Here is a 15128-nt window from a genome sequence, read left to right as displayed (position 1 = left end):
CACAACATCGCCAAGACCACCCGAGCGATCCGCGACGAACCCCAACGAGCACTCCCCATCCTGGGCATCACCAACACTCCGGACACCCACGGAACTTGATTAAGCCCTGGCTGCCTGCCCGGCCGCAGCGCCCGACTGCTGCACCCGACCACCGCCCTGATCCTGGTGCACGCACCCGAGCCGCTCAGGCAGCCGGTCGCCCGCGCTGGTGGCCTACCCCGGCCGGGGCCCGACGCCCTGCGGCTGCTCAGGTCTGGGTGGGGAAGCCGAGGTTGACCCCACCGTTTCGCGGATCCGGCCACCGGCTGGTGACCACCTTCCCCCGGGTGAAGAACGCGACGCCGTCGGCGCCGTGCGCGTGCAGATCGCCGAAGAGCGACGACTTCCAGCCGCCGAACGAAAAGTACGCCATCGGCACCGGAATCGGCACGTTGATGCCGACCATACCGACCTCCACCTCGTACTGGAAACGCCGCGCAGCGCCGCCGTCGTTGGTGAAGATCGCCGTGCCGTTTCCGTACGGGCTGGCGTTGACCAGCGCGACCGCGTCGGCGTACGAGCCGACGCGCAGCACCGACAGCACCGGGCCGAAGATCTCGTCTGTGTAGACCGACATCTCCGGGGTGACCCGGTCGAAGAGGGTCGGTCCGAGCCAGAAGCCGTCCGGGTCCCCGTCGGGCGCCACCTCCCGGCCGTCGATCACCGGCATCGCGCCGGCCCGCACGCCCGCCGCCACGTAGGAGCGGACCTTCGCCGCGTGCGCGGCGGTGACCAGCGGGCCCATGTCACAGCCGCGCCGCCCGTCGCCGGTGCGCAGCCCGGCCATCCGCTGCGCGATCCGCGCCACCAACCCGTCGGCGACCGGTTCCACGGCCACCAGCGCCGAGATCGCCATGCACCGCTCCCCCGCCGAGCCGAACCCGGCGTTGACCGCCGCGTCGGCGGCGAGGTCGAGGTCGGCGTCGGGTAGCACCACCATGTGGTTCTTCGCCCCGCCGAGCGCCTGCACCCGCTTGCCGGCGGCCGTGCCGCGCTGGTGGACGTGCCGCGCAACCGGGGTCGAGCCGACGAACGACACCGCACTGACCGCCGGGTGCTCCAGCAGCGCGTCTACCGCCTCGGCGTCGCCGTTGACCACGTTGAGCACCCCGTCGGGCAGGCCGGCCTCGGCGAACCACTCGGCCAGCAGCAGGGCCGCGCTCGGGTCCTTCTCACTCGGCTTGAGCACCACGGCGTTACCGGCAGCGACCGCCACCGGAACGAACCACAGCGGCACCATCACCGGAAAGTTGAACGGGCTGATCACCGCGACCACCCCGAGCGGCTGCCGCAGGCTGTACGAGTCGACGTCGGTGGAGACGTTCTCACTGAAGCCGCCGCGCAGCGCCGACGGGATGCCGCACGCGTACTCGATGACCTCCAGCCCGCGCTGCACCTCACCGGCGGCGTCGGCGAGCACCTTGCCATGCTCGGCGGTGATCACTTCGGCCAACTGATCGCGGCGGGAGTTGACCAACTCACGAACGGCGAACAGCACCGCCGTCCGCCTCGCCAGCGACGCGTTCCGCCAGGTCCGGGCCGCGCGCTCGGCGGCCCGCACCGCGACCGCGACGTCCGCGGCACCGGCCAACTCCACCTCACCGGTACGCCGACCGGTCGCCGGATCGAAGACGTCGCCCCGCCGGTTGGCGGTGCCGCCGACCCGCTTGCCGTCCACGAAGTGCCCGATGAGGTTCATCCCGGCTGCCCCGCCGCGCAGGAGCGGATCGCCTCGACCAGGATGCTGAGCCCCTCGCGGGCCTCCTCCTCGGTCAGCGTCAACGGCGGCCCCATCCGCAGCACGTTGCCGTACAGTCCGCCCTTGCCGGTCAGCAGGCCACCCGCCCGGCACGCCTCGAAGACGCGGGCGGTCAGCGCCGGGTCCGGGTCGCCGGTACCGGCGTGGACGAACTCGACGCCCAGCATCAGGCCCTTGCCGCGTACCTCACCGACCCGGTCGAGGCCGGCGACCGCGTCACGCAGCCCGTCGCCGAGGACCGCGCCGACCCGGGCGGCGTTCGCCTGTAGGTCGTGGGCCAGCAGGTAGTCGACGACCGCGTTGCCGGCGGCAACACAGAGCGGATTGCCGCCGAAGGTCGAGAAGCTGATCGACGGCACAGATTCCAGCACCTCCGCCCGACCCACCACGCCGGCCAGCGCGAACCCGTTGCCGACGCCCTTGGCGAAGGTGATCAGATCTGGCGTGACGCCGTGCGCCTGGTAGCCCCAGAAATGCTCGCCGGTCCGCCCCCAACCGGTCTGCACCTCGTCGCAGACGAGCAGGATGCCATGCTCGTCGAGGACCTTCTTCCAGCCGGCGAGCAGGCCGTCGGGGCCGTGCACAAAGCCCCCCACCCCCTGGATCGGCTCGGCGATCAGGCAGGCCACATCCCCGCTGGTCTGGGTGGCCAGCACCTCACGCAGGTCCTCCACCGCAGCGTCGATCCGGTCGGCCTCGGGGAGCCGGGCCAGCAGGCCACGGAGCCGCTCACCCGAGTGCAACCAGGCCACCTGCAACGGATTGAGCGCGGTCGACGACCAACTGCGGATACCGGTCACCCCCAAGGTCGCGTACGTCCGGCCGTGGTAGCTGTTGCGTACCGCGAGGATCTGGTGCGAGCGGCGATGGTTGGTGGCGACCAGCAGCGCCGCCTCGTTGGCCTCGGTGCCGGAGTTGGTGAAGAAGACCCGGGCATCGGGGATGCCGGAGAGTCTCGCCACCTTCTCGGCCAACTCGACCTGCTGGCGGATCAGGTAGAGCGTCGACGTGTGCACGATCCCGGTGGCCAACTGCCGTTGCACCGCCTCCCGCACCTCGGCGATGTCGTAGCCGAGCGAGTTGGTCAGCACGCCGCCGAAGAAGTCCAGGTAGGTACGGCCCTGCGCGTCGGTGACCCGACGGCCCTCGCCGCTGACGAGCTCGATCGGCTCGGTGTAGTAGAGCGGCATCCAGGACGGCAGTACGGCCCGGTGCCGGGCCAGCAGGTCGTCGGCGGTCATCGTCGCCCCCTCGGTTCGCGATATCCGAACGCTTTCACCACCATCGCTGCCCGGACAAGTGCCAATGTGTCGGGTGGCCCCCCCGTCCGTGTTGACAGATCGTCAACGCATTTCGTCGTCGGTTACCGAATCGGCCTCGCTTCCGGTAGCTGTCGGGGCCGTCGAGCCGCTTTTTCCGTGCAGGTAGGGCGGTATGTGCAACGCCGCCACGATCAGCCCGAAGCCCGCCCACCCCAGTGCCAGTGCGACCCCGCCGGAGATTTCCTGTCCCAGGTACACCCCGGTGAGAAAGCCGACCAGGGCCAGGCTGTTGCGGACGAAATGCCGGCAGAACTCGGGCAGATCGCGTCGCACCTCGACCGCCACCAGCACACCCGCGTACGGGAATGTCACCACCAGCCCGCGCAGTACCTGGCCGAGCAGGCCGGTCAGCGTCGCCGCAGCGAGGATCAGCAGCAGCCGGGCCGGCGCGGGCAGTCGCGCCGCCTCCCCACCGACCACTGGTTCCGCCGCCACCCGGTGGCGGCGCAGCACCAGCACGGCGACCAGCCAGAGGAGCACGACGCCGGCCAGCGTGGGCCGGAACGGCAGCGCGACAGTCCTCAGCGCTGCCGCCACGACCAGGTAGCCGGCGATGCCCGCCACATCGGCCAACAGGATCGGCCAGCCCAACCGGTGGTGCGTCAACACCACGGTGCCGAAGAACAGGTTCAGCCCGACCACGCCGACAAGTTGTCCACCGTCCACGTGGTGATCGGTGGCCAGCAGCGCAGCCGACATCGGCAGCGGCATGCTCGCGACGAGGGCCCGCCACCGCACCGGGCGGATCAGGCTCACCGCCCAGACCACGGCGGTCACGAGCAGCACCCCCTGGGCGGTCACCGCCGCCGCTCAGCCGTCGAACCTGGCCAGCACGACGCACGCCTGGAAGGTCTCGGCGGCCCTGGCCACGTCGGCGGAATTGACCGAGAAACGGTTCTCATTGATCTCGCCGTGCGCGCTCATTCCGGCCGTCCAGCACGCCGTCGCGTCCCAGCGGATCAGGTTGACGTGCAGGTCGGCCGGGACCGCGGCGGTCGGTAGCAGGCCCACCCGGACGCCGGCCGCACGCTGCTCCGCCACCAGCTCCGCCAGTTCGTCGGAAAACTCGGCGTAGGTGAAGACGCGGGTTATCCGCACGCCACGCTCCAGCGCCGCCAGGTTCTCCGCCCAGTACTGCCGGCCGATGTCGCTGCGCCACCAGCCGAGCCGGGGCAGCACGTTGGTCAGCGCCTCAAGCTGCCGCACGCACTCCCTGGTCGCGGCGAGCATGTCCTGGTATTCGAAACCGGGCCGGATCACGCGGCCGTTCCGCAACTGGGCGAGATCGGCCTGAAACCGTGCCACCCTCCGCCGGGTCTCGTCCGCCACCCGGGTACCCGGATGCCGGTCGACCGCTTCCCGGGCGGCGGCGGCCAGCTCGGGCAACGCCTGCACGAGCCAGGGCGGGCCGGCCAGCAGGGTCCGCAGATGGAACCGGCGCTCGGCGCGCGCCATCGAATCCACCAGCAGCGAGATGGTGATGCCCATCAGGCCGGCCAGCAGCGACTCCACGCCGGTGGCCGCGCCGGTCAGGTCGAGCGTGACGGAGAGCGCGATCGACAGCACGATCCCGATCAACGCGACCGAATCGGTGTGCGCCAGCAGCCGGGCCACTGCCGCAGGACCGCCGGACCGGCTGTCACGGGTACGGCGCAGGGGTTGGGCCATCGATAACCTCCTGGTGCGAGCTGCCGTCAGGGTAGGGCCAGACGACCACCGCTCGGCCGCGCCGACAACCGGCGGGTCCGGCCCCGGCCGCGCCGTCGAGCGAACCCGAACGCCGCCGCGCGCACCGCCGACACCCAACGGTTCTGGGCCGAGCACGCCCAACCCGCTCCCGGCGACGTGTGCTGCTGGTCACCACGCCGATCTACGTGCCGTTTCAGTGACGGGATCAGATTCGGTCAGTCGGTGGGGCCGTGGCCCGGACCGCTCCGGCGAAGACCTCAGAACGGTGTTCAAAGTTGCGGAACCGGCCGTAGCTCGGCGCGGCCGGCGACAGCAGCACCACCCCGCCGGCCGGGGTGACCTGCCGGGCCAGCTGCACCGCGTCAGTGAGGTCCTCGACCAGCTCGGTCCGCACCTTGGGCAATCCGTCGAGGGCGGCCACGATGCGGGGGCCACTGTCCGGAATACCGATCACGGTCAGCTCCCGCTCGGCCAGGTGATCGCGCAACGGGCTGTAGTCGACACCCCGGTCGCTGCCGCCGACGATCACGGTCAACGGCCGCCCCTCATACGCGTCGATCGCGTGGATGGCCGCGTACGGGCTGGTCGCCAGGGTGTCGTCGACGAAGGTCAGACCGGACGGGTCGGCGATCTCGGTCAGCCGGTGGGCCAGCCCCTGGAACTCGGCGACCGCCACGGCCAGGGTGTCCTTGTGGTCGACCAGGTCCACGCCGAGCGTGTCGAGCACGGCCAGCGCCACACAGAGGTTGCCCTCGTTGTGCCTACCCACCAGCGCCAGCACCGCCCTCGGGAAGAGCGGCTGGTCGACCCGGTGCAGCCAGGGCGTGCCGTCCGGGCCGGCGGCGACGTTCACCGAGTCGGCCGTACCCGCCCGGACCGCCGCGCGGTCGCCCAGCTCGAACGCCAACCGCGGGTCCGCGCCGTTGACCACAACCGTGCGGGGGCCGTACGCGAGCAGGTTGAGTTTGTCCCGGTAGTACTCCCGCTCACCGCCGTGCGCGTCGAGGTGTTCGGGGAAGAGCGCGGTGACCACCGCCACCCGGGGCGAGTCGGCCAGGTCGCTGCACTGGTAGCTGGACAGCTCCAGCACGTACAGCTCCGACTCGGGAAGGTCCAGCGTCGGCACGCCGATGTTGCCGCCGAAGACGTTCGGCCGGCCCACCGCCGTCAACAGGTGACTGATCAGGCTCGACGTGGTGCTCTTACCCTTGCTGCCGGTCACCGCGATGGTGCGCTCGCCATGGTCGGCCATCCACAGCGAGGTGCCCTGGGTGACGGACGTCCCCCGGTGCCTCAGCTCCACCAGCCACGGGTGGGTCTGCGGCACGCCGGGTGAGCGGACCACCACGTCGGCGGCGGCCAGCCGGTCGAAGCCCTCCTCCCCGCTGATCAGCGGGGCGGCCTCCGCCAGCGGCCCGTTCCACGGCAACGAGAGGAAGTTGCCGCTGTCGTCGACGGCGACCAGGTCGGCCGGGCCGTGGGCAGCGATCGCGATCACCGCGGCCCGCCCCTCCCGGCCGGCCCCCCAGACGGCGACCTTACGTCCGCGCAGGTCAGACAGGCGCACAAGCTCTCCTCGGGTGCGGCGGCGGCATGGGTACGGGCGCGGTCCGGCGGAGCCGGGCACCGCAGGACGAACCAGGGCCTAGTATGGCGTGTGCTCAACACGCAGCTGGCGCGGATGGACGCCTTCACCTTCCCGTCCTACTCGATCGACCTCTCCACCGGCGAGGCGTTGTTCGACTTCACCCTGACCGGGCCGGACGGCGAGCAACGATTCACCGAGGTGATCACGTTGCCGGTGCCCGAGGAGTCGCCGTCGGACGCCGCCGTGGCCGCTCTCGGCCGGGTGCTCGAGTTGCTGCACGTCGTGGCCGGGGTCAGCTACTACAAGACCGCCGCGCCGGGGCAGTTGGTGTTGCCGGCACCGCTCGGCCCGGCCGCCGTCGAGTTCGTCACGGCCGTCTACACCAGGGGCCTCGCCGAGTACGCCTACCGCAATCAGCTGCCGTACGTGCTGGAGCTGACCCCGCAGGTACCGGCCGGTCGGGTGCGGTCCGCCGCCGGGTACGACAACTCCGGTCGGCGCCCGCTGTCGGCGGTCGGCGGCGGCAAGGACTCGATCGTCAGTCTGGAGGCGTTGCGCCGGGACGGCCTCGACCCGGTGCCCTTCTCGGTCAACCCGAACCACGTGATCAAGGCGGTGAACGAGGCGTCCGGGCTCACCGCACTCGCGGCCCGACGCCGCATCGATCCGCTGTTGTTCGAGCTGAACGCGGCCGGCGCCCGTAACGGGCACATCCCGGTCACCGCGATCAATTCGCTGATCGCGGTCGCCACCGCGGTGCTGCACGGGCTGGGACCGGTGGTGATGTCCAACGAGCGATCAGCCTCGGACCCGAACCTGATCTGGAACGGTCACGAGATCAACCACCAGTGGTCCAAGGGCGTCGAGGCTGAGGGGCTGTTGCGGGGGGCCCTGGCCGAGCACGCCGGGCTGACCGAACCGTACTTCTCGCTGCTGCGTCCGCTGTCGGAGCTGCACATCGCCCGGCTCTTCGCCACCATCGACCGCTACGACGACGTGGTCACCAGTTGCAACGCCGCGTTCAAGCTCCGCGACGCCAGCGAGCGATGGTGCCGCGACTGCCCCAAGTGCCGGTTCGTGTTCCTGGCCCTGGCGCCGTTCATGTCCCGCGGGCGGATCACCCACATCTTCGGCGGAGACCTGCTCGCCGACTCCACGCAGATTCCCGGCTACCGGGAGCTGCTCGGCGTGCACGGGCACAAGCCGTTCGAGTGCGTCGGCGAGGTGGAGGAGTCGGTGGTGGCGCTGAGTCTGCTCGCCGAGCAGCCCGACTGGCGCGACACCCCCGTCGTCCGCGCCATGGTCGAGGCGGTTCCCGGTGCCGCCTGGGCGACGGCCGCCACCTCCGACACCTTCACCCCCGCCACCGCCAACCACCACATCCCTCCCGCCTACCAGAAGACCCTCCAGACCTTCACCCCCTGACGTGCCTGACCGGCCGGGGGTGTGGAGCGGGAGGCGCGGCAGCCTAGGGGGTGCGGATCGCGTCCAGGGCGAGCAGGGCGACGTGGAGGGAGAGACAGGCGTCGACCGAGTCGAGGTCGACGTCGAGGATCCGGCCGAGACGGGCCAGCCGTTCGTAGAACGCCGGGCGGGACAGGTGGGCCGCGACGGCCGCCGCCGATTTGTTCCGGCCCTGCTCCAGGTACGCCCGCAGGGTGCCGAGCAGCTGCTCACGCGGATGCTGGGCGTCGTACGCCAGCAGGGTCCCCAACTCCCGTTCGACGAACGTCTGTAGGCGCGGTTCGTCCCGCAGCAGGTGCAGCAGCCCGGCGAGCCCGACGTGTGGCAGCCGGAAGATCGGTAGCTCCCGCCGGTCCCGCCGGGCCGCCTCAGCCACCTGCCGTGCCTCGGTAAGCGACCGTCCCGCCTCCCGCAGACCGCCCACCCCTGACCCGGCCGCGATGATCAGTCTCGGTTCGGTGGGCCTCGGATCGGGGCGGGCGCGGCGCACCGCGGCGGCGAACGCGGCGAGTGCCCGCTCCTCCGCCGCCGGGCCCGGCAGCGCCAGCAGCACCCCGACCGCCTGGTCGTCGACGGCGCTGGTCAGGCCGGTAAGGTTCGCGTCCCGCAACGCCTGCCCCACCGACTCGGCGAGATCCCGCAGTCGAGCCGGGCCGGGATCACCACCGGAGCCCGCGTCATCGGCCGGGCCGCCGCCCGGCACCGGGTCGTCGGTCCGGTGCCGGATCACCACCCCGACCAGGTGTCGGCGCTCAAGCACCAGGCCCAGTCCCCGGGCCCGCAGGGCCACCTCGTCCACCGGGCGGGACCGGTCCAGCAACGCGGTTAGCAGCGTCCGGTGGATCTGCCGTTCCAGCCCCTCCTCGTCGCGACGGATGAGCCGCCCCAGGGCCAGTGTCGAGGCGGCCCGCTCGACCAGGATCGTCAGTCGGGTGGGCGGCACGACCGGGCCGACCACATCGCCCGCCGCCCCGCCCAGGGCACCACCGTCCACCCGGCTCGACCCGCCGCCGACCGTCCGGCTCAGCACGCCGCCGCCTGGCCAACGCAGCAGCAGTCGACCCCAGTCCTCCCCCCGGGCACCCACCGTGGTCACCAGCCAGCCGCTGTCCAGGTCGTACGCGGTGCGGCCGGTTGGCCGGATCCGCCGCGAATGCTGCTCCCACCCGTCCAACAGCAGCTCCGCGTTCTCTCCCGCCGGGTCGTACCCCAGCACCTGCCGGGACAGGTTCTCCAGCACCACCGGGCAGCCGGACAACTCGGCGGCCTGCCGGACCACCTCACCCGGGTCGGCGCCCTCCACGGACAGCTCGGTGAACCGCTGGTGGATCTCCTCGGTGGCCCGCAGCTGCGTGAGCTGGGCGTCCACGATCAGGGCGTGCACCGCCTCGGTGATCCGGACGAACGGGGTGGCCCGGCGCAGCTCCACCAGCGGCAGCCCGTGCCGTTCGGCGGCGGCGACCATCACCCGTGGTACTCCAGTGAGGTAGCGCCGGCCCAGCTCGACCACGAGCCCGGAGACACCGACCCCGGCCAGGTCGCCGATGAAGGCCCGTAACCCGGCGTCGTCGGCGGGCAGCCCGATACCGGTGGTGAGCACCAGTTCGCCGCCGCCGAGCAGGGTGGCGATGTCCGGTACCTCGGCAACGTGCACCCAGCGCACCGGGCGGTCCAGCCTGGCCTCGCCCGCGACCAGGCGCGGAGCACCGTGGCGTACCGGGTCCAACGCCAGGACCTGACGGACGGTAGGGAACACGGGCGACACGGTACCCGCAGGTCATGGCGAACCTCGACCGTCCGGCCCGGCAAGGTGGCGTCGCCGTCCAGCTGGCCGGGCGGGGTCGGCCGGTGCCGACGATGGGCCGGGTCTCGACGGCGGCGTCGCGGCCGGGCCTATCCGGGGTCGTCGCGGCCCAACTCCCAGCAGGCCACCGCGGTGGCGGCTGCGACGTTCAGCGAGTCGACGCCGCGCCGCATCGGGATCACCACCCGTACGTCGCTGGTCGCCATCGCCGCATCGGTCAGCCCCGTGCCCTCGGCTCCGAGCAGCAGGGCGGCCCGTGCCCGCTGAGCCCGGTCGAGCCGTTGGATGGGCACCGCGTCCAGCGCCGGGGTCAACGCCAGGACCGTGAAGCCGGTCGCCCGCACCTGCGCCAGGGCCGCCGGCCAGGGCTCCAGTTTGGCGTACGGCACGGCGAAGACCTCGCCCATGCTGACCCGTACGCTGCGGCGGTAGAGCGGATCGGCGCAGGTGGGCGAGAGCAGCACGGCATCCACGCCGAGTCCCGCCACCGCCCGGAAGATGGCGCCCAGATTGGTGTGGTTGTTGACGTCTTCGAGGATCACCACCCGTCCGGCGGTGGCCAGCACCTCGGCGGCGGTCGGCAGCGGCTTGCGCCGGAACGAGGCGAGCACACCCCGGTGCACGTGAAAACCGGTGGCCGACCGCAGCACGTCCTGCGTCGCGGCGTACACCGGCGCGTCGCCGGTGTCCAGATCGGCGAGCTGGTCGACCCGCTTGGCGTCGACCAGGTACGACCGGGCCGGGTAGCCGGCCCGCAGCGCTCGGCGCAGCACCAGCTCACCCTCGGCGATGAACAGGCCGTGCGGCGGCTCCCAGCGGGTCCGCAGCTCGACGTCGGTCAACGCACGGTAGTCGCCGATCCGCTCGTCGCCAGGATCGGTGATCAGGTCAACAGGCACCTGCTGATTCTCCCGGATCCGGCGCGCTCACCACCGACCCCACCCCCAGGGTGTCCGGCGGGGTGGGAGCTCGGGTCCGTGCCGATCCGTGCCGGGTGAGCAGCTTGGCGGACAACGTCGGGACGGCCGAGCTGGCCGGCCCGCCGGTGGTGTCCCGATGCGGCGGTTTCGCGCTCGACGACCGGGGAATGCCGGGCCACTCCGTCGAGCAGCCCGACCGAAAGGCGATCCAGGTGAGCGCAGACCACGTCGGCACCTACGTGCCGGCCGACCCGTGGCCACTGCCCCGCCAGGCCACCGTCGCGGACCACATCGTGCAGCGACTCGCCTGCTGGGGCGTACGCCGGTACTTCGGCTTTCCCGGCGACGGCATCAACGGCATGACCTCGGCGCTGCAACGCGCCGACGATCAGACCCATTTCGTCCAGGTTCGGCATGAGGAGACCGCCGGGTTCGCCGCGTCGGCGCACGTCAAGTACGGCGGCGGGCCGATCGGTGCGGTACTGGTCACCAGCGGCCCCGGCGCCATCCACGCCCTCAACGGCCTCTACGACGCCAAGCTGGACCACCAGCCGGTGGTGGCGCTGGTCGGCCACACCGCGCTCACCGCCGAGGGCGGCGGCTACTACCAGGAGGTGGACCTGCTCGCCCTCTACAAGGACGTCGCGGCGGCGTTCCTGGCGCAGCTCGACCACCCGTCGCAGGTGCGCCACCTGGTCGACCGGGCCTGCCGGACCGCGCTGGCCCGACGTACCGTCACGGCGCTGGTCCTCCCGCTCGACGTGCAGGGTCTGGACGCGATGCCGAACCCCCCGCACGCGCACGGCTACTACCACACCAGCAGCGTGCCGAGCAGCGGCTCGACAGTGCCGCCGGAGGCGGACCTCCGGCACGCCGCAGAGGTTCTGGCCAGCGGCGAGCGGGTGGCCATGCTGGTCGGCCAGGGCGCGCTCGGAGCCGAGAACGAGGTACGCGAGGTGGCCCACCGCCTCGGTGCGGGGGTGGCGACGTCCCTGCTCGGCTTCACCGCGGTGGATCACCGGGAGCCGTGGGTCACCGGCGCCATCGGCCTGCTCGGGACCCGCCCCAGTTGGCAGCTGATGCAGGAGTGCGACCGGCTGCTCATCGTGGGCAGCAACATGCCGTACTCGGAGTTCTACCCGCCGTCCGGCCAGGCGCGGGCGGTGCAGATCGACCACGACGGCACCCAGCTCGGCCTGCGCTACCCGACCGAGGTCAACCTGACCGGCGACGCCGCGCCCACGCTGCGCGCCCTGCTGCGGGATCTGGGACCGGGACCGGGGTCGACCCGCTGGCGACAGACCGTCGCCGGGGCGACCGCCGCCTGGCGGCAGTCGCAGCGGGAACTCGCCGAGCAGGACGCCAACCCGGTCAACCCGCAGTTACTCTTCGCCAGCCTCAGTGAGCGGCTGCCCGACGACGTGATGCTCGCCGTGGACTGCGGCACCACCACCGCCTGGTACGCCCGGCATCTGAAGGTACGTCCGGGCATGCTGGCCAGCCTGTCGGGCACCCTGCTGTCCATGGGCGGCGCCATGCCGTACGCCCTGGCGGCCAAGTTCGCCCACCCGGACCGCCCGCTGGTGGCCCTGATCGGTGACGGCGCCATGCAGATGAACGGGGTCAACGAACTGATCACCGTGGCCAAGTACTGGCAGGGCTGGGTCGACCCCCGGTTCGTGGTGCTGGTGCTCAACAACCGGGATCTGGCGTTCGTCAGCTGGGAACAGCGCTCCACCGAGGGCACGCCGATGTTTCCGGACAGCCAGCAACTGCCCGACATCGCGTACCACCGGTGGGGCGAGGTACTGGGGATGCGCGGCGAGTTGGTCGACCATCCCGACCAGATCCCCGACGTGTGGGACCGGGCGCTGCGGGCGGACCGCCCCACGGTGATCAACGCGCTGGTGGACCCGGCCGAGCTGATGATGCCCCCGCACTTCACCGTCGACCAGGCCCGCAAGACGGCTGCGGCGGTGCTACGTGGCGACACCGACTGGGCCGGCATCCTCCGCCGCGGCCTACCCAGCGTGATCACCACCTACCGTCCCCGCCGCACCCGCTGACATGCAAGGAAGGGCCCCCTGTTAGCGCCTCGCGCATAGCAGGGTCCCCCCATCAACCACGCGACCCTCGACGCTCGGTGCGCTCGGTGCGCTCGGTGCGCTCGGTGCGCTCGGTGCGCTCGGTGCGCTCGGTCAGCCTCGGTCCTGGAACCAGCGCCGCAGGTCCGACAGGAGGTCTTCGCCCGCGGGGCGCCGGTCTTCGAACGGGTCGCGCTCGACCGGGCGACGGGGGGTGCCGACCAGCTCGCGGCTGGGGGCGGCGAAGGCCTGCTCCGGTTGGCCGTCGACGGCGGTGTCGATGATCCGGGCGACCGCGTCGATCACTCGGGCCTGCACGGCGGCGCCGACCGAGTCGGTCGGGTCGTCCGGGTTGGCGGCGATGCCGGCGACCGCGACCTGCGGGGTGAACCCGACGAAGCTCTCGGTGGCGGCCTGGTCGGAGCTGCCGGTCTTGCCGGCCACCGGACGCCCGTCGAGAATTTGGTTCACGCTGGTCGCCGTGCCGCCGTTGCACTGGCCGAACGCGGACTGCTGGCCGACCGGGCAGCGCGCGGCGTCGGTGGCGGCGCGGGCCACGTCGGCGTCGAGAACCTGCCGGCAGGACGGGTCGCCGACCGGCAGCCGCTCACCGTCCGGCGCGGTCACCGCCACCACCGGCACCGGCGCGCAGTACGTCCCCTCCGCCGCCACGGTGGCGTACGCGTTGGCCAGGTCGAGCGGGGTGGTGGCGGACACGCCGAGGGTGAAGGCACCCCAGCTGGCCGCGTCGTCGGCGGCGAAGTTCGCGTCGGATGGGGCACGGAAGGTGATGCCGAGCCGCTGCGCCATCTCGACAACTTTGTCCGGTCCGACCTGCTCGGCCAGCCAGACGAAGTAGGTGTTCACCGAACGGCCGAAGCCGTCCCACATCATCCGGTAGCCGTCCATCCAGTCCGGGTTGGCGTTGGCCGGGCACCACCGGCCGTCGCAGCTGCTGTCACCGTCGGCCGCGTACCGGGTGGGCAGCCGGCTCGGCGCGTCGAAGCCGGTGGCCAACGGCCGACCGGACTCCAGGGCGGCGAGCATGGTGAACAGCTTGAACGTGGAGCCGGCCTGGTAGCCGGCGACACCGCCGCCGCCGGAGACCAGCGGGTTGACGGTGTGCGGGTAGTTGACCTGCCCGTCCGGGTTGGCGTCGAGGCTGTAGTGCCGGTTGACCGCCATCGCGAGGACCCGACCGGTGCCGGGTTCGACGGCGGCGATCGGCAGGGCGCGCGGGTTGTCGTACCCGTAGACCTCGGTGGCCTGTTCCTGTGCGGTGGCCTGGACCTGCGGATCCAGCGTGGTGACCACGGTGTAGCCGCCCCGCCGCAGTGCCTGCTCCCGCTCGTCGACGGTGGCCCCGAACTCGGGCTGGTCGAGCCACCAGCGGCGCAGGTAGTCGCAGAAGAAGCCCCACCCGTCGGACCCGCCGGCCGTGGCCGCGCAGCCGTTGGCCTGCTCCCTCGGTTCCAAGGTCAACTCCTCGGCCTTGGCCTGGGCGGCCTGCTCGCCGGTGACCGCCCCGGTCTGCGCCATCGCGTCCAGCACGTACCCCCGCCGATCAAGTGCCGCCTCGGCGTCACCGTCGATCGGGCTGTACGCCTCTGGCGACTGCACCAGGCCGGCGAGCAGAGCCGACTCGGCGAGGGTCAGCTCGGCCGGGGTCTTGGAGAAGTAGCGCTGGCTGGCGGCGGCGATCCCGTACGCCCCGGAGCCGAAGTACGCGATGTTGAGATAGCGGTTGAGGATTTCGTCCTTGCCGAGGCGCTGCTCCAGCGCGTTGGCGTACCGGATCTCCTGGATCTTGCGCACCACCGTCTGCTCGGTGGCGGCGTTCCGCTCCTCGGCGGTGCGACTCGGGTCGGTCTTGAGCACGTTGCGCACGTACTGCATGGTCAGCGTCGAGCCACCCTGCTCGGTGCCGCCCTCGGTGACGTTGGTGACCAGGGCGCGCAGCATGCCGCGCAGATCGACACCGTCGTGGTCGTAGAAACGCCGGTCCTCGATGGCCACGATCGCCTGCCGCATCACCGGGGCGATCTCCACCAACGCCACGTCGGTGCGGTTGATGTCGTAGAACGTGGTGATCAACGTCTTGCCGTCGTTGGCGTAGAGATACGACCGCTGCGGGGTGGCCGGGGTCCGCAGCGCGTCTGGCAAGGAGGCGTAGTTCCCGAGCGCCGACTGCGCGGCGAGACCGAGCAGCAGGTTACCCGGAAGCGCGACGACCGCCAGGACCAGACCGGCGAGTACGCCGGCCAGCACGACGGTGAACAGCCGCGACAGCGGCGTAGGGGTGGCCATGGTTCCCAGGATTGCCGCGAAAGCCACCTTCCGGCCACCGGAATCGCCAGGTTGTCAGGCAATTCACCGTCATTTACCAGCCGCCTTTGCGCTGCTCGGCCCGGTCCGGGTGGGCCGGGTCAGGAGATCCGGGCAGCAGGCGCAGCGGGTTA

Annotated in this window: 10 protein-coding genes; 2 read left to right on the top strand and 8 right to left on the bottom strand. The window is 71.7% G+C overall.

All coding sequences use genetic code 11. The features are described from left to right. Positions 1 to 247: 247 nt before the first annotated feature. The 5 genes from ACFHWY_RS09495 to murD form a co-directional block, all read right to left on the bottom strand. On the bottom strand, positions 248 to 1738 hold the full coding sequence (locus ACFHWY_RS09495) for a CoA-acylating methylmalonate-semialdehyde dehydrogenase (RefSeq protein ID WP_416579744.1): 1491 nt from the start codon (positions 1736 to 1738) through the stop codon (positions 248 to 250). Then, complete coding sequence (locus tag ACFHWY_RS09490) at positions 1735 to 3039, bottom strand: aspartate aminotransferase family protein (protein ID WP_416579743.1); 1305 nt, start codon at positions 3037 to 3039, stop codon at positions 1735 to 1737. The genes ACFHWY_RS09495 and ACFHWY_RS09490 overlap by 4 nt, the downstream gene beginning before the upstream one ends. Positions 3040 to 3141: 102 nt before the next feature. Further along, complete coding sequence (locus tag ACFHWY_RS09485; RefSeq protein ID WP_416579742.1) at positions 3142 to 3921, bottom strand: hypothetical protein; 780 nt, start codon at positions 3919 to 3921, stop codon at positions 3142 to 3144. A gap of 9 nt (positions 3922 to 3930) precedes the next feature. Continuing rightward, complete coding sequence (locus ACFHWY_RS09480; protein WP_416579741.1) at positions 3931 to 4788, bottom strand: hypothetical protein; 858 nt, start codon at positions 4786 to 4788, stop codon at positions 3931 to 3933. 226 nt (positions 4789 to 5014) lie between these two features. Further along, positions 5015 to 6376: a UDP-N-acetylmuramoyl-L-alanine--D-glutamate ligase gene (gene murD, locus ACFHWY_RS09475; RefSeq protein WP_416579740.1), complete on the bottom strand. Its 1362-nt coding sequence runs from the start codon at positions 6374 to 6376 to the stop codon at positions 5015 to 5017. 90 nt (positions 6377 to 6466) lie between these two features. On the opposite strand from murD, the gene ACFHWY_RS09470 reads away from it, so the two are divergent. Then, positions 6467 to 7822: a hypothetical protein gene (locus ACFHWY_RS09470; RefSeq protein WP_416579739.1), complete on the top strand. Its 1356-nt coding sequence runs from the start codon at positions 6467 to 6469 to the stop codon at positions 7820 to 7822. A gap of 43 nt (positions 7823 to 7865) precedes the next feature. Here ACFHWY_RS09470 and ACFHWY_RS09465 read toward each other — a convergent pair whose 3' ends face one another. Both ACFHWY_RS09465 and ACFHWY_RS09460 read right to left on the bottom strand, forming a co-directional pair. Then, complete coding sequence (locus tag ACFHWY_RS09465) at positions 7866 to 9626, bottom strand: PucR family transcriptional regulator (protein WP_416579738.1); 1761 nt, start codon at positions 9624 to 9626, stop codon at positions 7866 to 7868. Positions 9627 to 9754: 128 nt separating this feature from the next. Next, positions 9755 to 10582 (bottom strand): TrmH family RNA methyltransferase, encoded by an 828-nt coding sequence (locus tag ACFHWY_RS09460; protein WP_416579758.1) that lies wholly within the window; start codon positions 10580 to 10582, stop codon positions 9755 to 9757. Between the two features lie 215 nt (positions 10583 to 10797). Between ACFHWY_RS09460 and ACFHWY_RS09455 the strand changes: the two genes are divergently transcribed. Continuing rightward, positions 10798 to 12651 (top strand): thiamine pyrophosphate-requiring protein, encoded by a 1854-nt coding sequence (locus tag ACFHWY_RS09455; protein WP_416579757.1) that lies wholly within the window; start codon positions 10798 to 10800, stop codon positions 12649 to 12651. A 132-nt stretch (positions 12652 to 12783) separates the two neighbouring features. Here ACFHWY_RS09455 and ACFHWY_RS09450 read toward each other — a convergent pair whose 3' ends face one another. Then, complete coding sequence (locus ACFHWY_RS09450) at positions 12784 to 14976, bottom strand: transglycosylase domain-containing protein (RefSeq protein WP_416579737.1); 2193 nt, start codon at positions 14974 to 14976, stop codon at positions 12784 to 12786. Between the last annotated feature and the right edge of the window lie 152 nt (positions 14977 to 15128).

Source organism: Micromonospora sp. LOL_024, assembly GCF_048060415.1.
Taxonomy (GTDB): Bacteria; Actinomycetota; Actinomycetes; order Mycobacteriales; family Micromonosporaceae; genus Micromonospora.
Note: the sequence above shows the minus strand (reverse complement) of the source record. Positions and strands in the feature narration are given on the sequence as shown.